Origin of the sequence: Streptomyces sp. RPA4-2, from assembly GCF_012273515.2 — a bacterium.
Taxonomy (GTDB): Bacteria; Actinomycetota; Actinomycetes; order Streptomycetales; family Streptomycetaceae; genus Streptomyces; species Streptomyces kaempferi.
The window spans coordinates 7,868,327-7,885,972 of the sequence record NZ_CP050975.2 but is presented as its reverse complement, the minus strand read 5'-3'; the positions used below and the strand labels follow the sequence as shown (position 1 = coordinate 7,885,972).

Genomic DNA, 17,646 nt, shown 5'->3' with positions numbered 1-17,646 from the left:
GCGCAAGGGACCGGAACGCGGCTGTCAGCGCAGCTGGTCGAGGAGTTCCTGACGGTGGGCGGCGACCCACGAGCCGAAGTGGACGGGTTCGCGGCCGAGCAGGTCCTGGACCGTGCCGGTGGTGTGCGCGGAGTAGTCCATACGTCCCTCGAAGGTCTGCCGCAGCCAGACCAGCGTGCTGGCCGCGTACGCGGCGTCCATGCCGGCGGGCGTGGTGTCCAGACCCGCGTCGATCATGCGCTGCAGATCGTCCGGGGTCAGCACCAGCGCGGGGATCTCCCGCCCGAGGGCGGCGGAGAGGATCTCGGCCACCTCGGCGCCGTTGAGCAGGTCGGCGGACAGGTAGTAGTCCTTGCCCGCGTGGCTTTCGGGGCCTTCGGCCAGCACCTTGGCCACGACCGCCGCAATGTCCTCACCGGCGACCCAGCCGACCCGCTTGTCGCCCATCGGCCACACCATCCGGCCGTCGCGCAGCCGGTTGATGCCCAACAGGTTCTCCATGAAGACATGCGGGTGCACATGCGCCCAGGCCAGCCGGGAGCCCGCGATGTAGCGCTCCACCAGTTCGTGCCATGCGAAGTGCGGGTCGGTGGAGCGTCCGTCGCCGAAGACGCCCAGGTGCACCACGAAGCCGACGCCGGCGTCCTCGGCGGCGTCCACCAGGGACTTGGTCTGGTGGTTCATCGCCGAGGTGTAGCCGGTCATGAGGAAGGCCCGGTCGATGCCCTCCAGCGCGCGGGGAAAGGTGCCGGGGTCATCGAGATCGATGCGGACCGCCTCCTTTCCCTCCTTGATCCACTGCTCGACGGTCGCCTTGCTGCGCGAAGCGCGCACCGGGACCACTTGGCCGGGCGTCGCCTCCAGCGTCCTGACGACCGCCGTTCCGATGCGGCCGGTGGCCCCGAGGACCAGTACGCGCGGGGCGCCTGTGGTGGGCATATGTCTCTCCTTGACCTCATGCGTCGCGTCATACGAAAGCAATCACTTTCGCATGACGCGATAGTGAGTGCTGTCGTATGCTCTGTCAAGTCGTCATGAGACCGGAGGAGGAGCCGTGCGCACCTGGGCGGAGAACGACCCCAAGGCACGTCTGATGGCGCGCAAGCGCGAGGCGATCATCAGTGCCGCCCTCGCCGCCTTCCTGGACGAGGGGTACGGCGGAAGTTCGGTCAACCGCATCGCCGCGAGCGCGGGTGTGTCCATCACGACCCTGTACCGACACTTCGACAGCAAGGGCGATCTCTTCGTCGCCGTCATCCAGGAGGCCTGTGACACCGCCGCGCAGACCGCGGACCCGTCCTGGATGGAGCTGGCGCCTTCGGAAGGCCTCGCGGAGGCGGGTCGCGAACTCCTCGAACACATCCTGTCCGAGCAGCAGTTGGCGCTGTTCAGGGTGGTGGCCCGGGACGCGGGACGCTTCCCCGAGCTCGGCCTCCGCTACCAGCAGGAGATCGTCGGAAACCGCGTCGGCCTGTTCACGCGGTACCTGTCCCAGTGGCCGGCGGAGCTGCGCTCAAGGGTCGGCGACCCCGTACGGGCCGCGCACGTCTTCTCGGCCCTGCTCCAGGCGGAGATCGTGGACGCGGCCCTGCTCGGCGGCCCGGTCCCCGACGCGGACGCCATCCGCGGCCGCGCTCTGGAGGCCGGCGGTGACCTGCTGGCCCTCGTCGAGGCCGGACGGCTGTGAGGGCGCTCGCGCCGGGCGCGGGCGGCGGGAGCGCGGTCGGTTCCCGCCCGTCGGGGTGAAGCGACGCGGGTAGCCGACGGGCACGGTGGTGATCCGACCGTCCGTCAGACCGGCCTGCCACGGGGCGGGCGGAACCGCCTCGTCGACGTACGGGTGATGCCGGTTCGGCACGATCTGCCCAGCGCACACCCGGGGGACCGGAACCAGGCGCGCCATGTGTGAGCGGCACATTCCTTTCCACCCAGAGTGCCGGGCTACCGGGCTGCCGGGACCGGGGAACGACGGCGCCCCGGGCCGAATGTGTGGTGCTCCTGGCAGAAAGATCCATTCACCCGGGGGCGGGCGGCGGGCAGGCTCGGATGTGTCGCCGGATCACGCGGATCGAGACGGATCTGGTGCATCCGGTTGATCCGACGGATCCGACGGATCCGACGGATCAGGACAGCGGGCCAGGGAGATGTGTCATGCCGTACGTCACCGAGAACCTCGTCGCCGAGGGCCTCGCCGAGGGAGAAGCGGCGGGAACCGCGCCCTGGCGGCCGGCGCGCCGGTGGCCCCGGCGCCGGTCAGGGCACGCCGAGGTGATCGCGGTAGGCGGCGGGGGAAATGCCGAGGCGGCTGGTGAACACCCGGCGGAGGGTCTCGGCACTGCCGAATCCGCTCCGGGCCGCGGCCACCGCGACGGTGTGGCCGGCCTGGAGCTGGGCCTGCGCGGTTTCCAGACGGACCATCTCGACGTAGCGGGCCGGGGTGGTTCCGATCTCGTCATGGAACAGGCGGGTCAGCTGCCGCACACTGACCGCCGCCATGGCCGCCATGGCCGGGACGCTGTGGTCGCGGCCGGGATCGGCCGCGATCGCGTCCAGCAGTGCCCGCAGCGGGTGGTCGCGGGCGACGTGGCGGCGGGACGGTGCGGAGAACTGCGACAGCCCGCCGGGGCGCTGCATGAACACCACCATGGCCTCGGCCACCTCCCGTGCCACCCGCGGACCGTGGTCGTCCTCCACCATCGCGAGGGCCAGGTCGATGCCGGAGCTGACTCCCGCCGAGGTCAGGATGGTGCCGTCACGCACATAGAGGGCGTCCGCCTCCACCGCGACCCGCTCGTAGCGGCGGGCGAACTCCTTCGCCTGCCGCCAGTGCGTCGTGGCCCTGCGTCCGTCGAGCAGTCCCACCTCGGCCAGCAGGAACGCCCCCGTGCACACCGACGCGATCCGCTCCGCCCCGGCCGTCAGCCGCCGGACCGCTTCCACCAGGGCGGGGTCGAAAGGGTGGTCCACCATGCCGTACGCCCCGGGCACCAGCACGGTGTGCGCGGGACCGATGTCCGCCGCGGCGGACTCGACGTGCAGCGTGAGCCCGGTCGAGGTCCGTACGTCCGTGCCGTCCGGCGACACCACGCTCACCTCGTAGCCCGGCCCGTACCGGCCCGCATGGCTGAAGACGTCCGCGGGGCCCGCCACGTCGATCAACGTGACGCCCTCGAAGGCCAGGATCGCGACCCGGCGTTCGGCGTCCTGCTGCTGCGGCATCGGCTCCAGCCTCTCCACGACGACCCCACCTCAGGCTAAGCGCCCCGGGCAGTGAATCCGACGAAGCACCGAACCGAGAGAGAACACCATGACCGACCTGTCCCCCCGTACCCTCGTCCTGCTCGGCCACCCGGACCTCGCCCGGTCGCGGATCAACCAGGCCATGGCCGGTGCCGCCCGCGGCCTGGACCATGTCACCCTGCACGACCCGCACGCCGTCTATCCCGACCGGCGCCTCGACATCGCGGCCGAACAGCGTCTGGTCAGCGACAACGAGGTGATCGTGCTGCAGTTCCCCCTGCACTGGTACTCCGTGCCCGGCTTTCTCAAGCAGTGGCTGGACGAGGTCATGACCCGCGGCTTCGCCTACGACACCCGCGGACTGCTCACCGGCAAGACGCTGCTGGTCGTCACGTCGACGGGCGGGGTCGCCGACGCCTACCGGCCCGGCGCCTTCCACCGCTTCACCATGACCGAACTGCTGCGGCCGCTGGAACAGACCGCTCACCGCATGGGCATGACCTTCGGCCGGCCGCTCGTCCTCCACGACGCACGCGGCGTCAGCGACGACGAACTGGCCGAGCACACCGAGCGGTACCGAAGGCTGCTCATCACCGGCCCCCTCCCCCACCAGGGCCTGGCCGCATGGCCTCCGGTCAGCCCTGCCGTGCGCGGGTGAGGGTGTCGCTCACCCACGCCGGGAAGACGAGCCGCGGGAAGAGCCGGCCTTCGGTCTCGAAAGGGAGCGAGAAGGTGGGGCTGATGCGCAGTTCCCGATGGACGGTGCGGACGTCGACGCGGGTGTCCGGAAGGTGCCAGGCCGAGCCGAAGGGACCGATCCGGTTGATCCTCGCGTGGATACGGTCCCCGTACACCAGTGCGGCACACCCGTGGTCCTCGGCCCGTGCCGCCGGGACGGACGCGGACCAGCGGCTGAACTCGTCGAGGTAGCCGTGCCGGGACATCTCCCTGAAAGTGATCCTCTCCACTCGCACGTCCGCCGGGCCGTCGAGGAACACCATCAGCCGAGGCACCCCCTTGCGGCGCCGCCAGTGGGCGGGCAGGTCCCGGACCACCCGGTCCAGGACACGCAGGACGTCCGCGCGCACCGCGGGATCCAGTGCCCGGAGCTGTCTCAGCATGAATGCGCTCGCCTCGTCCACCTCGCCAGCATCCACGAGCGCGCCCGTCGCCTCAACGGCGAGGGCGTGAACGGATTCGGCGCTCGCGCCACCCATGCCGGAGGACCCGGCACTATTGCAGCGGGCCGGGTCCTCCGTGATGTGCGGGCGTTGCTGTTGTTACCAGCCGTGACGGTCCCGGACCACCCGGAAGCTGCCCACGACGCCGTCGCGGACCTTCACGCCACCGTGGACGAAGTGGGACACGACGCCGTTGGTGGTGCTCCAGGGGCCGACCGTGGCGACGGGCGAACCGTTGTCGCAGGTGGCGCCGCGGAAGACCTCGACGGTCCGGTGGCTGTCGTTGCGGACGTTGAAGCTACGCGAACCGAGACCGCTCACCACGGTGATGCAGCCCCAGCTCTGGGCGGAGTACGACCGCTCGTTGAAGTCGATCCGCCCTTCGTACCCACGGCCACCGCGGCCGCCGCCGTCACGGCCGCCACCGTCGTCGTCGCCACCACGGCCACCGTCGTCGTCGCCGCCACGGCCGCCACCGTCGTCGCCGCCACGGCCGCCACCGCCACCGTTGTCGCCACCACGGCCGCCACCGCCACCATTGTCGCCACCACGGCCGCCACCGCCGCCGTTGTCGCCGCCACGGCCGCTGTCTCCTCCGTTGCCGGCCACAGCTCCGCCGGCCCCGTTGCCCGCGGTGGCTCCGTTGCCCTTCGCCTGCCCGCTGTCACCGCCCGTGGGGGCGGCCTGGTTGACGGTGGGGGTGGCCGCGGCAGCCGAGGGGACCTCGGGGGCCGAGGCGTAGGTGACGCCCGTGGCGACGAGCGCCGCGGCTGCTGCCGCGCCTGCTGTCATGGCAATTTTGCGCGTGATCATGAGGCTCTTCCCAATCTCTGAGATCTCTGAGTCGTCGACCAATCAGCCAATATCTGACTGAATGAACCGATAATCTCTTTATATGTAATATCAGGCACGCCGGAGACGCAGCAGAAGTCGGCCAATTGGGGGTACGACACCCGTTTCCGCAGCTCAGAGCACACTGGCCGAGTATCCAAAGCCGCCTCGAACGGACGCACTTGACGCTTCGTCGGACCGCGTACGAGGAACCTCCGGCGCCCGCCGCCGTCCCGACGCCGACAGGGTCGACACGCCACGAACCGGTGGGTCGCCGCCTGGTCACCCGACGTCAGGGGGTTCGGCGGCGGACGGCACCGCCCGAGGAGGAGAGCTGACGCGGCGCCAAGCGAGGCGAACGGGCGACGGGACGCCACGCGAGGAGGAGAGGAGCTGACGGGGCGCCAAGCGAAGAGGAGAGGTGACGGTCCGGCGGCGACGGCGGCCCCGGGGCGGAGGGCACGTGACGCCCGACCCCGTCTCCTGTCGACCGTCCCCGGCCGCCGGAACCGCCGTACGCGGCGCGTCGCCGTCCCGCGAGGAGTCCCCGTCCACGGCAAACGAAAAGGCAGGGGAGATGTACGTCCCTTGCCACTCTCAAGATAAAGCGCACCGTCGGGGGCTCGCGGCAAGGTCCCCTTCAGGCCGCAGAATCACCGGCCGAAGTCGGAAGCCACGGAAAGGGGAGATTAACGAAGCGCATCGGCCTTTTCGGATTATGGGTCTCTCACAGGGGCGCCGAGCGCCTGTACATCGGACGGCTGGGTCTCACCGACAGCACGGGGCGTCGGCTGCTGGTGGACTGTCGCCGGCCTCGGCGCCAACCGGTCACCCCGGATACGGGACGTGCTCGCCACCGTCCAGGCCGACCAGGACACCGTCCTCCGGGCGGGATCCCGTGGCGCCCTCGCGGCGACGCGGACCCGCTCGACCACGAACGGCCGCCCGCGCGTCAGGCCTCAGTCCTGCGCGGCCCGGCGGGAGCGGAAGGCCGCCGCCTTGACGCGGCCGCGGCACGCGTCCGAACAGAAGTGGCGCACCGCGTTACGGGAGTTGTCGACGTAGACGCGGTCACATCGCGGTGCCGCGCAGACCCCGAGGCGTCCGGCGAGGTCGCTGCCGATGGCCAGGGCGAGGGCGGTGGCGCATCCGGCGCTCCATCCCACGGAGAGGCTGTCGTCGGCACCGTGGAAGTGAACCTGCCAGGGCTCACCGTCGACGCGGTCGAGTTGAGGACGGGCCCCGGTGGTGCGCAGCAGGGCGTTCACGAGCTCGGCGGCCCGGTCGGTGCGGCCGGCGTCGACGGCGTCGAACACCTCTCGCATCCGTTCGGCCGTCTGCGCGAGGTAGGTCGCGTGCTCCGGCTCGACCGCGGCGCGGCCGGGGGCCGGCGGCAGCGCGTCGTGAACGGCCCCGGGGAGCCGGTCACCCCGCGGGGCGGTGTAGGGACGGCCTTGCCGGGCGCCGTCGGTCAGCACGTTCACGAGCGAGACAGCCACATCGAGCAGCGTCACTACGTGACCATCGAACATCACTTGACTGGTCACTCCTTCCTCTTCTAACGTCCATGCCGGTTCATGCATCACCGACGATAGCCGATTCGTCGGTTACGAGAGTGAGGTGGGATCTGGTGCGGGGCGGGACACGGTTGCCGCGAGCGGTGCGGCTGCTGGTCGTGGCGCGAGCGGTGAACCGGCTGGGAGCGTTCTCCCTCTCGTTCCTCACCGTGCTCATCACGACGGGGTTCGGGGCCAGCGCCGCCGTCGCCGGATGCGTGAGTGCCGCCTTCGGCGTCGCCACGATCCCCTCCCGCCTGGCCGGCGGACGACTGGCCGACCGGATCGGCCGGCGCCGCACGATCGTGCTGGGCCTGACCGGGTGCGCGGTGGCACAACTGGGGCTCGCCGCCGCCGACAGCCTGGCGACCGCTGTCTGCTGCGCCGTGCTGCTGGGCCTCGTCTTCGAGATCTACGAACCACCGAGCCAGGCGATGATCGCCGACGTCGTGGCGCCGGACGAACAGGTCCGCGCCTACGGCCTGCTGAACGCGGCGCTGGCCGCGGCCGGCATGGGCGCGGGACTTCTGGCGGCGGGGGTGGGCCACTGGGACTTGCGCCGGCTGTTCGTCGTCGACGCCTTCACGTGCCTGCTCTGCGCCCTCGCCGTGCGCCTGTTCCTCCCCGCGGACCGTCGCGTCGCGGCAGCGGCCACCGATCAGAGGTCCTCCATCGCCCCGTGGCGCGACCGCGCGCTGCTCCGCATGCTCGCGGCCGGGACGTCGTTCGCCGTGGTCTACCTCCAGATCATGATCACGCTCCCGCTCGCCTTGGACCACGAAGGACTGCGCCCCGCCGACGCCGGCCTGTTGTTCACCGCCTCCGCACTCACCATCACCGCGGGACAGCCGCTGATGAGGTGGAGGCGGCTCGCCGCCCTCTCCGCGCCCGTCGCCTTGACCGTCGGTCACCTGTTGCTGGCGCTGGGACTGGCCGGGTACGCGTTCGCGCACAGCCTGCTCGCCCACCTGACGTCCACCGTGGTGTGGAGCGTGGGAGACCTGCTCCTCGTCGGCCGCGCCCACGCGGTCGTGGCGAGCCTGGCCCCGCCCGGCGGCACCGGGCGCTACCTGGCGGTCTACGGCACCAGCTGGGGCATCGCGGGTGTCGCCGCCCCCCTGGCGGGGACGCAACTGCTCGAACACGCCGGACCAGCGGGCCTGTGGAGTGCGACGGCGTTCGTCTGCCTGCTGCTCGCGGCCCTGCAACCCGTCTTGGTCCGGGCCGCCGCCCTCCCCGGTACGCACGATGAACTTCGTTCGGCGGCGACCGAGTTGACGCACGGGTCGGCTCACTGACCCGTGCGGGCGTACGGACACCGGCGGCCGCCTTCCCGCGTCCCTCGGACGGGTGGGCCGCCAGCACCACAGCCTCCTCCGGCCAGGCCGATCCCGAGTGCGCGGGCGGTGCGCCCGCCACCCGTCCTGTCGCGTACCGCCGCGGCTACGCGGGGTCGGCCCGACGGGAGACGCGGGCCGAGGTGCCGAAGGGGCCGTCCGGAAGACGATCAAGGATCACTTACCATCCAGCCATGGGTGCCCTGAGTAGATATCAGACGGTATGGCTTGCCGTGCGGCGTCGGGATCCCGTGCTGTTGTCCCCCCTCGCGCTGACAGCCGTGATCGGCTTCCTGGCCGTCCTCACGCCGCAGGACGTCCCCTTCAGCCGCCTGCTCCCGGCAGCACCGGCACTGGCCGCATCGGTCTGGTCGGTCCGAGCGACCCTCGCCCTGGGGGTGATCTGCCTGCTCCCGGTCGTCGGCTACGCCGTGGCCGTCTCCGACATGACGACCCTGTACACCGCGGGCGCGATCGGCGCCGTCACCCTGGCCGCCGTCTACGCCAGCCATCTGCGCCTCCAACGCGAACGCACCCTCGCCCAGGTCCGCGCGGTGGCCGACGCCACCCAGGAGGTCCTCCTCAGACCGGTTCCCGACCGGGTCAGGAACCTGGAGATCGCGACCCTCTATCTCGCCGCGGCGCCGCAGGCCCGTGTCGGCGGCGACTTCTACGCCGCCGCCGACACCCCTCATGGCCTGCGCCTCGTCCTCGGAGACGTCCGCGGCAAGGGTCTGCGCGCCGTCGGCGTCTCCGCCGCCATCCTCGGTTCCTTCTACGAAGCCGCCTACGAGTCCACCGACCTGTCGCAGCTCGCACACCGCCTGGACACCACACTCACCCGGTACAACATCGCCGTCCCCGCCGAGGACACCCCGGAGCGCTTCGCCACGGTCGTCATCGTCGAGTTCCCGCCGACCGGCGCGCACGTCTCGGTCCTCAGCTGCGGGCACCCGCCGCCCCTCCTCATCCGCGACGGCGCCACCCTGGCCATCGAGCCCGCGGCGCCCTCGCCGCCGGTCAACCTCGCCGCGCTCATCGGCTGCGAGTACCACGTCGACCGGATCCCCTTCACCCGCGGCGACCTGCTGCTGCTCTACACCGACGGCGTCACCGAAACCCGCGACGCCGACGGCGACTTCTTCCCCCTCACCACGTGGACGGCGCACACCGCAGCCGACTCCCCCTCCGCGCTCCTGCGGACCCTTCACCAAGCCCTCGTGCGCCACAGCGACGGCCACCTCGACGACGACATCGCCTGCGTGGCCATCCTCAACGCCCCACGTCACCACGGTCCCTGATCCGTCCTCCGGCGGTCACCGGTGTCCCGGTGGACATGCCGGAGAACCCGGCCCGATTGCAGCGGGCCGGGTTCTCCATGCGGTGCGGACGTCGCCCGTGAGGATTAGTCGCGGTCGCCGCCGAAGCCGCCACCGTCGCCGCCGAAGCCGCCACCGTCGCCGCCACCGAAGCCGCCACCGTCGCCGCCGCGGTCGCCACCACGGTCGCCGCCGCCGAAGCCGCCGCCGTAGCCACCGTGGTGGTCCTCGACGACGCGGAAGCTGCCCACGACGCCGTCCCTGACCTTCACGCCACCGTGGACGCGGAAGGGCACGATGCCGTTGCTGGTGCTCCACGGGCCGACCGTGGCAAGCGGCGAACCGTTGTCACAGGTCGCGCCACGGAAGACCTCGACGGTCTTGTGGCTGTCGTTGCGGACGTTGAAGCTACGCGAACCGAGACCGCTCACCACGGTGATGCAGCCCCAGGAGCGAGCGGAGTAGGAACGCTCGTTGAAGTCGATCCGACCCTCGTAGTGGCGACGGCCACCGCGGTTGCCGCCTCCTCCTCCTTCGTTACCCTTCGACTGGCCGATGTTCCCTTCCTTGCCCTTCGACTGCCCGTTGTCGCCGCCCGAGGGGGCGATCTGGTTGACGGTGGGCGTAGCCGTGGGGGCTGCAGTGGCCGAGGCGTAGGTGACGCCCGTGGCGACGAGGGCCGTAGCGGCCGCAACGGCGGCAGTCACGGCAATGTTGCGCGTGGTCATGTCACTCTTCCCTATCTCTGAGACGTCGGCCAAGCAGCCGATCTGTGGTTGAAAATACCGATAATCCCTTTATCCGCCGTATTAGACACGCGGAAGATCTGGGGTCAGCAATCCGATTGGGCGTACGGGACAGCGGCCCGGCGCGCTCGGAACGCCGCTCAGAAAAGGTCCGGACACGCGTAAAAGTGGCCTGTGACCTGCGCATTGGGCACTTCGTCGGCGTAGAAGCCGTTGTCCTGCCCCCTTCGGACCGGCCCGGCAGGACCCGGGCCGTGCCGCAAAACCCACGGCCGAGGCCGGAGCCCGTGACAAAGGGAGTCGCGAAGTGCGCGTGCCGCTGTCGACCTACGCATCGCGCGGGGACGTCGTACCACTGGTGGGACTCGCGATGCGATGACACGCACTCGACCCGGAGGTACGCCCGCGCGCCCACCGGACGAACAGTCCACGCGAACACCGGCGCGCGCCGACGTACGACTGATGCCGATCGGTGAGCCGGTGCGCCCGCTCCCGCACGGGGGGTTCCACCATCGGCGGCGGATCTGTTGCGGCAGCGCGTCGAGTCGCTCGCCGCGCAGTTCCACACGGTCGTCGCGGGGGCCGGGGAGGCGTGACGCGCTGGTGGCGGCCGGCCTGATGCAGGTCGGCGGCCGGGAGGCTGGGCATCCGCCACCCGCGCGTGGGGGCGCCGCGCGGTCGTCTCCCCTGGCTGGGCCGGCCTTGACCCCGGCCGGCGACCGGGACGGCCCCGGCCCGCCGTCGGCCCGGCCGGCCAGGTCGACCAGCAGGCGTTGTTCGGCCGGGTGGCCGCCGTCGTGCGTCACGGTGGCGCGGGCACGACCACGGCGGGCGCCCGGCCGGCGGACCCCACGTGGTGGCACCCCACGTGGTGGACCAGCCGTACTGGGCCCGGCGGGTGGCCGGGTGCGCATCGGCGCGGCACCGGCGGTCCGACCGCGGCCACCGCGTCCCTGTCGGCCGCGGTCGGGACGGCCCTGGTCTCCGGGATCCGCGCGCCCGCGAGGGCCGTGGCCGTCACCATCCGCACCGACGGAGCGTCGGTGCGCTGCGGCCATGCCGCTCGAAGCGGTCCGCCGGGACAGCCCGCCCGTGTCCGCGCGAACCGGACCCTGTCCTCAAGTGACGCCGTTTTCCGGCCGGTTGCTCGTGGAGCAACCGGCGCGACGGGGTGCGTCAGTCCCGGGTGAGGTGGCCGTCGACCAGGCGCGGCAGCCCCAGGGGGTTGTCCGCGGCGAGGGTGTCCGGCAGCAACGCGTCGGGGAAACCCTGGTACGTGACGGGTCGCAGGAATCGGTCGATGGACGTCATACCGACCGAGGTGAAGCGGCTGTCGGTGGTGGCCGGGAAGGGTCCGCCGTGGATGGTCGCGTCACCGACCTCCTGTGGGTGGGCGAACGCGTTCACCACGATCCGGCCGGTACGCCGTTCCAGGATCGGCAGCAGGAGGGCCGCGTCACCGTGGTCGGCCTCGTCGAGGTGCATCGTCGCCGACAGCTGACCGCGGAACGTCCTGGCCACCTCGAGGAGTTGGGCCATGTCCGTCAGGCGTACCAGCAGCGCCGCCGGTCCGAAGACCTCCTCGGCCAGTCCGGGATCCGCCAGGAACCGCTCCCCGTCGACCTCCAGCAGCCGCGAGCGGCCCTCCCAGGGGCCCTGGGGCTCCGGGCCCTCGGTGAGGGTGTCGGCGCCGGACTCGCGCAGTCGCCGCGCGCCCTGGTCGTACGCGTCGTGGATGCCCGGGGTCAGCATGGTGCGCGCGTCCATGGCGTTCACCCGTGCCGCGGCCGCCTCGCGCATCCCGGCGTAACCCGGGCCGTCGACAGCGAGCAGTACGGCGGGCTTCAGGCAGGCCTGACCGACGTTGACGAGCATGCGCTCGGCGAACCCGTCGCCGGTCTCGGCGCCACGCGCCGCGAGCGCCGCGGGCAGGACGAAGGTGGGATTGACGCTGGTCATCTCGGCGAAGACCGGGATCGGGTCGGGACGCAGCTGAGCCCGCCGGTACAGCGCCATGCCACCGCGCTCGGAACCGGTGAAGGTCACCGCCTTGATCAGCGGATGGTCCACCAGTGCCTCACCGATCTCGTTGCCCGCACCTCGCACCATGGAGAACACCCCCTCGTGCAGCCCTGAGCCGATGACCGCGTCGCGGATGGCGCGCGCCTGGAGCTCCGAGGCGCCCGGGTGGGCGTTGTGGGCCTTGAGGACGACCGGGGCGCCCGCTGCCAGCGCGGAGGCGGTGTCGCCGCCGGCGACGGAGTAGGAGATGGGGAAGTTGCTCGCGCCGAAGATGGCGACCGGCCCGATGGCGATCTTCTGCAGGCGGTGGTCCATCCGCGGCCGCGGCTGCCGCTCGGGCTGCGCCGGGTCGATGGCGGCGTCGCGGAAGCGGCCCGCGCGGACCACGTCGGCGAACTGCCGGAACTGGGAGGCGGCCTTGGCCGCCTCGCCCTGGAGCTGCGCCACGGGCAGGCCGGTCTCCAGCGCGGCCCGCTCGGCCAGCTCCTGGTTGATCCCGTCCAGCCGGTCCGCGATCAGGTCGAGGAACGCGGCGCGTTCCTTCGGTCCGGTGCGGTTGTAGCTGTCGAAGGCGTCGTCGGCCAGGCGCGCGGCACGGTCGACCTCGGCGGGGCCGCCGAACGCGAACTCCGGTCCGATGTACTCCCCCGTCGCGGGGTCGAGTGCCTTCATCGTGCCGGCGGATGCCGGGACGTTCGACGAACCGATCAGCAGGTGTCCGGTCAGTGTCATCTCAGTGGTCTCCGTTCTCCAGCGTCCGCAGGAGTTCCGTGGTGGTGGTGATGGTGTGGGCGTAGGTGGGGCCGTTGAGTTCGTGGGCGGCGTGCATCATCTCGGGCATGAACGCGGCGGTGGCGTCGCGAACGAGGGTCACGTGGTAGCCGAGCTCCATCGCGTAGCGGCTGGTGGACTCGATGCACGTGTTGGCGAGCAGGCCGATGACGATCACGTGGGTGATGCCGTGCTGCTTGAGCCGGAAGTCCAGATCGGTGTTGGCGAAACCGCTCTGCGCCCAGTGCTCCTGCACGATCACGTCTCCGTCGGCGGGCTGGAGATCCTGGTGGAACTCGCCGCCCCAGGTGCCGCGCGCGAAGCTGTGGCGCTCCTGCACCAGCCGCTGGGTGGGGTTGGGGTGGTCCCAGTCCTCGTAGTCGCCCTCCTGCCAGCGGCGGTGCGGGACGAAGGCGATCCGCAGCTCCGCCCGGCGGCCCGCGGCGACGACGGCGCGCAGGTTGTCCAGCAGACCGACGTCGGTGGCCACATGGCGGACGGCGGGCCAGATCTTGCCGCCCTCCGACAGGAAGTCGTTGTAGGGATCGACCAGCAGAACCGCGGTGCGGGTGGGGTCGTAGGTGTCCGTCATGGTGCGTCCTTCTCGATGTTTCCCGTTCCTGTTTGGATGACTGTCATCATCCACATTCAGGATGTTGCTCATCATCCTCAGTGTCAAGGTGAGGTACCCCGCACGCACTACGCACAGCTTCGTCTGTATGATTCCTATCATCCACACTTTGACGCCGGCCCTCCGCCGCTCCCCGGTACGGGGGGCGCCGGAGCATCGAAGACCAGTGAGGAACCCCATGAATCCCGATGAACTGCGCAAGAACCTGGTCGGCGCCTGGCGCCTGGTGTCGTACCGGGCCACCGCCGTCGACGACGGCGAGGTCGTCGAGCCCTACGGCCCGCGGCCCCAGGGCCTGATCACGTACACACCCGGTGGTCACATGTCGGCCCAGATCATGCGTCCGCTGCGGCCCCGCTTCCGCCACGGGCGTCTTGAGGAGGGGCTGCCCGAGGAACTGGCCGCGGCGGCCACCGGCTACCTGGCCTACGCCGGGACCTACGAGGTCCCCGAGGACGACTTCGTGGTCCACCACGTCGAGCTCAGCCTGTTTCCCAACTGGGTGGGCACGACCCTGGCCAGGGTCGCCGACCAGGACGGTGACCGACTCCGGCTCTCCCTGCCGGAGCCCGCCCTGATCTGGGGCGCCCGCCGTACGGGTGTCCTCGTCTGGGAGCGCGCGCGGTGACACCCGCTCCGCCATGGCCGACCCGGCGGCCCGGAGGCCGATCCGAACAGGGGATATGATGTCCGTCATCCACATTTGATCGGTGCGGCTTGTCGTCGCAGATCGGGAGGTCTTGCCATGGGTCACTCCCAGGCGGCCAAGGCGGAGTCGCGTGACCGGGTCCTGCGGATCACCGCCCGCCGCATCCGCGAGGAAGGGCTGACCCGCCCGGGCGTCGCCGAGCTGATGAACGAGGCCGGTCTGACGCACGGCGGGTTCTACAAGCACTTCTCCTCGCGCGACGACCTGATGCGTCAGGCCGCCGCCCTCGCTCTGGTCGACGGGGAGACCAAGATGGCGCGGGCCGCCCGTCGCAACCGCGAGGAGCCCCGCACAGGACTGATCGACTCCTACCTCAGCGCCCGCCACCGTGACGCTCCGGGAACGGGCTGCGCCGTGGTGTCGCTCGGCGCCGCGGCGGGACGCGGCGAGGCCGAGATGAAGGAGGCGTACGAGAAGCAGGTGCGCAGCTATCTCGAGCTCATCAGCGGGACGACGGACGACGACGACTCCGACGAGGCGCGGGCGGACGCCATGCTCACCCTGAGCGCGATGGTCGGCGCGCTGCTGATGTCACGGGCGGTCGCCGACCCCGAGCTCTCCGATCAGCTTCTGCGGACGGTCGCCGCACGGCTCAAGGGCGCGCCCGTGGAGTCCTGACCCCACGCGTCCGTTGCCGGGGAACCGACGCCAGGACCGACCCGGGCGCCCGTCACCCAGCACGTACGGCGCGTACGACACGTACGGCATCCGGCAACGCGCTCGCCGGACAGCGCTACGCCGTGGAGCCCGACCGAGTTCCGGTCCGGTTCCACGGCGTCCGGGGCGACGTGGGCGTCCGCGTCAGCGGACATGGTCAGTGCCGGGCCGGTCCGTCACCCTGCCGCTGCCCCACGGGGGCCTCGTGTGTCAGTTCCACGGGTCGAACGGGATCCCGGCGGGCTTGGAGGCGTTCAGGAGATTACGGAAGCGGTCGTCCTTGTCCGTGGTCTTGATGGTGGCCGACCCGAAGTCGGCGTTCATCAGCCGGTCCCGCAGCGAGATGCTCGGCCAGCCGTTCCAGTCCACGATGGGGGGGTAGCGCCAGTCGTGGTAGTGGTTCTCCGGAGGCTCGTCGTTGTTGTTGGCGAGCCGGAAGAAGTGCGTGCCCAGGCCGTCCTTGTGGTACACGATCTTGGGGTGCGAGCCGTCGAACCGGACCTCTGACCGTGCGTAGGTCTTCTGGCTGGAGTGCTGCGTGGTCGAGACGTACTCCACCTGGTTGGACGCCTGGTTGATCCAGGAGATCACGTGCTCGAAGTCGTGGCGGTGTCCTCCGAGACCGCTGCCGGCCACGGCCTGGTCCTTCTCGAAGTAGCTGGCGTACACGACGGCACACCACCCGTTGTTGCACTTCGAGCGGGCGTAGGTCTGCGTCCGGTCGAGGTCGGACTGGTCACGGCAACTGCCATTGACGGCGCCCGTGGTGTTCAGGCCGGGATTGAGCGTTCCGTCGGGGGCGATGGCGGCGACGGGGTAGCAGCCGTCACCGTCGTAGTCGTACGCGGGCGAGAACGACGCCTCGTAGCCTCCGGCGTTCTGAGGCAGGTTCGGCAGGTTGTCCGCCTGGGCCACCGCCGAAGGGAGCGCGACGGTCAGGACGGTGGCGCCGAACAGCACCCCGAACCAGGAGGCCTTGCGCTTCAGACGTCCTGGAGCCGGCTGACGTGCTCCGGGTGATGACAGGATTCTCATTTCCGCCCTCTCGAAGAACTCGGTAACCGTTCGCTGCGGCGTCACTTCACAGCAAGATCACTCCTGCCCCCATAAGACGTGATCTCCATGTCCCGCAGACGAGTAATCTGTAATGTACAGGCCAAATTTTCAAGAGCATTCGGAAACAACGACTTTGCGGCAGGCCCTCTCGGCGAAACACCGAGGGAAACCTGCCGCATGCGCCGCCGGGGCGCAACCACCTTACGAGCACGGGGAGTTCGCGGAGCCGGGCGGTGGGTCCGCCAACTGGACGGCACTGTCCGGGTACAGGGACGTGCGCGCCCAGGTCCGCCCGAAGGCCGCTTATCGGTACGGGTTCCGGCAGCCTCCAGTCCGTCAACTTGACCCGGCCCTGACGGACCGGGCTTGGAGGTAGTGCCCAGCTGGCTGCTGGGGTGGACTCCTCCGTCCAGACACCCCTATGGGGTGGCAGGGACGCGTGACTCACGCCCCGCGTTCCACACGCTCTCGCCACGGGTGGCGATGTTGTGGGAAGCATTCCGGTCGGCGTGGGCAACGACCCCACACCCCCGGCAGATGAAAAGCCCCTGGTCGACCCGGTTTCGCTTGTCGATGTGGCCGCACTCGGCGCACGTCTGCGACGTGTATGCGGGATCAACGAAGACCAGGGGCACCCCGGCCCGCTTGGCCTTGTAGACGATGAAGTCTCCGAGCTGGGCGAATGCCCAGGAGTGGAGTGCGACCCGTTGGGGCTTGCGGAGCCGTACCCGGTTGCGGATGCCCTTGAGTTCTTCGAGGGACACGCCGCGTCCGGTGCGTTCAGCCTCGGTCACGATCGTCTTGGAGATGATGTGATTCTGGTTGGCGGCGTGCCGCGCCTCTGTGCGGGCACGGGCCTTGAGCCGCCGCTTGGCGCTCTTGGTGCGCTTCTTCTGGAGCTTGGCCCGCAGGGCAAGCTGTCGCTTGCGGTACCGGTTGAGTCCCCGCCCGGCGGCGAGGTAGCCGGTGGAGGCGGTGGCGATGTTCTCGATGCCGAGGTCCACGCCGATGAAGCCGTCCGGCTCGTACTGCTGCGCCTCGGGCACGTCACAGGTGGCGACGAGGTAGAACACGCCGTCGCGCTCGATCAGGTCGGATTCGCCCTGCCGGTGCGCCTGGAGCATCTTGAGCGTGTCCGGGGAGCACACGAATGAGACGTTCTTGACCCGGCCGTCCACGGTCCAGATGGACACGGTCCGCTGATCGTGCTGCCGGCTCAAACACCGGTCGTCATACGGCTGCGCGGCCTGGGGCCGGAACGCGATCGGCTTGGACTCGGCCTTGCGGCGACGCCTGGAGCCTTCCTTGCCGAGGTTCCCGGCACGGATGCTGGCCTTGAGCGTGGTGTACGAGTCGCGCACCTTCTTGGTGACGTGCTGCGCGGCCTGCGCTCCCAGCCCACGGGCTTTGAGTTCGGCGTAGGTGTGCTTGCGCAGCTCGTACTCACGCGGCACGCCGTGCTCGAACGCCACCTCCGACACCCAGTTCGCGGCGTCATTGACCGTGCTCAGGGTGCGCTCAAGCGCGGATGCCTGCACGGCATCCGGCATGAGTTTGACCTGCGTCACGATCTTCATGGGCGTACCGTGA

16 protein-coding genes are annotated in these 17,646 nt (G+C 70.5%); 6 read left to right on the top strand and 10 right to left on the bottom strand.

From position 1 onward, the window contains the following. Positions 1–24: 24 nt before the first annotated feature. The gene (locus tag HEP85_RS34470) at positions 25–939 is read right to left on the bottom strand and encodes an NmrA family NAD(P)-binding protein (protein ID WP_168531433.1); all 915 of its coding nucleotides are present in this window, start codon (positions 937–939) and stop codon (positions 25–27) included. 115 nt (positions 940–1,054) lie between these two features. Between HEP85_RS34470 and HEP85_RS34465 the strand changes: the two genes are divergently transcribed. After that, positions 1,055–1,687: a TetR/AcrR family transcriptional regulator gene (locus HEP85_RS34465; RefSeq protein WP_168531432.1), complete on the top strand. Its 633-nt coding sequence runs from the start codon at positions 1,055–1,057 to the stop codon at positions 1,685–1,687. Between the two features lie 566 nt (positions 1,688–2,253). Here HEP85_RS34465 and HEP85_RS34460 read toward each other — a convergent pair. Next, a complete protein-coding gene (locus HEP85_RS34460) occupies positions 2,254–3,237 on the bottom strand; it encodes a GlxA family transcriptional regulator (RefSeq protein WP_248002189.1) in 984 nt (327 codons plus the stop codon). 70 nt (positions 3,238–3,307) lie between these two features. On the opposite strand from HEP85_RS34460, the gene HEP85_RS34455 reads away from it, so the two are divergent. Further along, positions 3,308–3,898, top strand: coding sequence for an NAD(P)H-dependent oxidoreductase (locus HEP85_RS34455; protein WP_168531431.1), 591 nt, complete (start codon positions 3,308–3,310; stop codon positions 3,896–3,898). On the opposite strand, the gene HEP85_RS34450 is transcribed toward HEP85_RS34455, so the two are convergent. The 3 genes from HEP85_RS34450 to HEP85_RS34440 all read right to left on the bottom strand — a co-directional run bounded on the left by HEP85_RS34450 (position 3,876) and on the right by HEP85_RS34440 (position 6,799). Further along, positions 3,876–4,361 (bottom strand): hypothetical protein, encoded by a 486-nt coding sequence (locus HEP85_RS34450; protein WP_168531430.1) that lies wholly within the window; start codon positions 4,359–4,361, stop codon positions 3,876–3,878. The genes HEP85_RS34455 and HEP85_RS34450 overlap by 23 nt on opposite strands. 159 nt (positions 4,362–4,520) lie before the next feature. Then, a complete protein-coding gene (locus HEP85_RS34445) occupies positions 4,521–5,234 on the bottom strand; it encodes a hypothetical protein (RefSeq protein WP_329292252.1) in 714 nt (237 codons plus the stop codon). A gap of 977 nt (positions 5,235–6,211) precedes the next feature. After that, a complete protein-coding gene (locus HEP85_RS34440; protein WP_248002187.1) occupies positions 6,212–6,799 on the bottom strand; it encodes a CGNR zinc finger domain-containing protein in 588 nt (195 codons plus the stop codon). A 68-nt stretch (positions 6,800–6,867) separates the two neighbouring features. On the opposite strand from HEP85_RS34440, the gene HEP85_RS34435 reads away from it, so the two are divergent. Together HEP85_RS34435 and HEP85_RS34430 are read left to right on the top strand one after the other, a co-directional pair. Further along, positions 6,868–8,106, top strand: coding sequence for an MFS transporter (locus HEP85_RS34435; RefSeq protein WP_369657965.1), 1,239 nt, complete (start codon positions 6,868–6,870; stop codon positions 8,104–8,106). Positions 8,107–8,396: 290 nt separating this feature from the next. Beyond that, the gene (locus tag HEP85_RS34430) at positions 8,397–9,446 is read left to right on the top strand and encodes a PP2C family protein-serine/threonine phosphatase (protein WP_168531428.1); all 1,050 of its coding nucleotides are present in this window, start codon (positions 8,397–8,399) and stop codon (positions 9,444–9,446) included. A 104-nt stretch (positions 9,447–9,550) separates the two neighbouring features. On the opposite strand, the gene HEP85_RS34425 is transcribed toward HEP85_RS34430, so the two are convergent. The 3 genes from HEP85_RS34425 to HEP85_RS34415 form a co-directional block, all read right to left on the bottom strand. Further along, entirely contained in the window at positions 9,551–10,192 is a 642-nt protein-coding gene (locus HEP85_RS34425) for a hypothetical protein (protein WP_168531427.1), read from the bottom strand. Between the two features lie 1,194 nt (positions 10,193–11,386). Then, positions 11,387–12,964: an aldehyde dehydrogenase (NADP(+)) gene (locus tag HEP85_RS34420; protein ID WP_168531426.1), complete on the bottom strand. Its 1,578-nt coding sequence runs from the start codon at positions 12,962–12,964 to the stop codon at positions 11,387–11,389. 1 nt (position 12,965) lies between these two features. Further along, complete coding sequence (locus tag HEP85_RS34415; protein ID WP_168531425.1) at positions 12,966–13,595, bottom strand: isochorismatase family cysteine hydrolase; 630 nt, start codon at positions 13,593–13,595, stop codon at positions 12,966–12,968. Between the two features lie 217 nt (positions 13,596–13,812). On the opposite strand from HEP85_RS34415, the gene HEP85_RS34410 reads away from it, so the two are divergent. Both HEP85_RS34410 and HEP85_RS34405 read left to right on the top strand, forming a co-directional pair. Further along, on the top strand, positions 13,813–14,262 hold the full coding sequence (locus HEP85_RS34410) for a lipocalin-like domain-containing protein (RefSeq protein WP_168531424.1): 450 nt from the start codon (positions 13,813–13,815) through the stop codon (positions 14,260–14,262). Positions 14,263–14,379: 117 nt separating this feature from the next. After that, positions 14,380–14,961 (top strand): TetR/AcrR family transcriptional regulator, encoded by a 582-nt coding sequence (locus tag HEP85_RS34405; protein ID WP_168531423.1) that lies wholly within the window; start codon positions 14,380–14,382, stop codon positions 14,959–14,961. 249 nt (positions 14,962–15,210) lie between these two features. On the opposite strand, the gene HEP85_RS34400 is transcribed toward HEP85_RS34405, so the two are convergent. Both HEP85_RS34400 and HEP85_RS34395 read right to left on the bottom strand, forming a co-directional pair. Continuing rightward, a complete protein-coding gene (locus tag HEP85_RS34400) occupies positions 15,211–16,035 on the bottom strand; it encodes an NPP1 family protein (protein WP_168531422.1) in 825 nt (274 codons plus the stop codon). 440 nt (positions 16,036–16,475) lie between these two features. Then, positions 16,476–17,633, bottom strand: coding sequence for an RNA-guided endonuclease TnpB family protein (locus HEP85_RS34395; protein ID WP_168531421.1), 1,158 nt, complete (start codon positions 17,631–17,633; stop codon positions 16,476–16,478). Positions 17,634–17,646 lie beyond the last annotated feature (13 nt).

Coding starts and splice junctions, on each gene's coding strand:
- HEP85_RS34470 (WP_168531433.1), bottom strand. CDS start 939: ATGCCCACCACAGGCGCCCCGCGCGTACTGGTCCTCGGGGCCACCGGC.
- HEP85_RS34455 (WP_168531431.1), top strand. CDS start 3,308: ATGACCGACCTGTCCCCCCGTACCCTCGTCCTGCTCGGCCACCCGGAC.
- HEP85_RS34450 (WP_168531430.1), bottom strand. CDS start 4,361: ATGCTGAGACAGCTCCGGGCACTGGATCCCGCGGTGCGCGCGGACGTC.
- HEP85_RS34445 (WP_329292252.1), bottom strand. CDS start 5,234: ATGATCACGCGCAAAATTGCCATGACAGCAGGCGCGGCAGCAGCCGCG.
- HEP85_RS34425 (WP_168531427.1), bottom strand. CDS start 10,192: ATGACCACGCGCAACATTGCCGTGACTGCCGCCGTTGCGGCCGCTACG.
- HEP85_RS34420 (WP_168531426.1), bottom strand. CDS start 12,964: ATGACACTGACCGGACACCTGCTGATCGGTTCGTCGAACGTCCCGGCA.
- HEP85_RS34415 (WP_168531425.1), bottom strand. CDS start 13,595: ATGACGGACACCTACGACCCCACCCGCACCGCGGTTCTGCTGGTCGAT.
- HEP85_RS34410 (WP_168531424.1), top strand. CDS start 13,813: ATGAATCCCGATGAACTGCGCAAGAACCTGGTCGGCGCCTGGCGCCTG.
- HEP85_RS34405 (WP_168531423.1), top strand. CDS start 14,380: ATGGGTCACTCCCAGGCGGCCAAGGCGGAGTCGCGTGACCGGGTCCTG.
- HEP85_RS34400 (WP_168531422.1), bottom strand. CDS start 16,035: ATGAGAATCCTGTCATCACCCGGAGCACGTCAGCCGGCTCCAGGACGT.
- HEP85_RS34395 (WP_168531421.1), bottom strand. CDS start 17,633: ATGAAGATCGTGACGCAGGTCAAACTCATGCCGGATGCCGTGCAGGCA.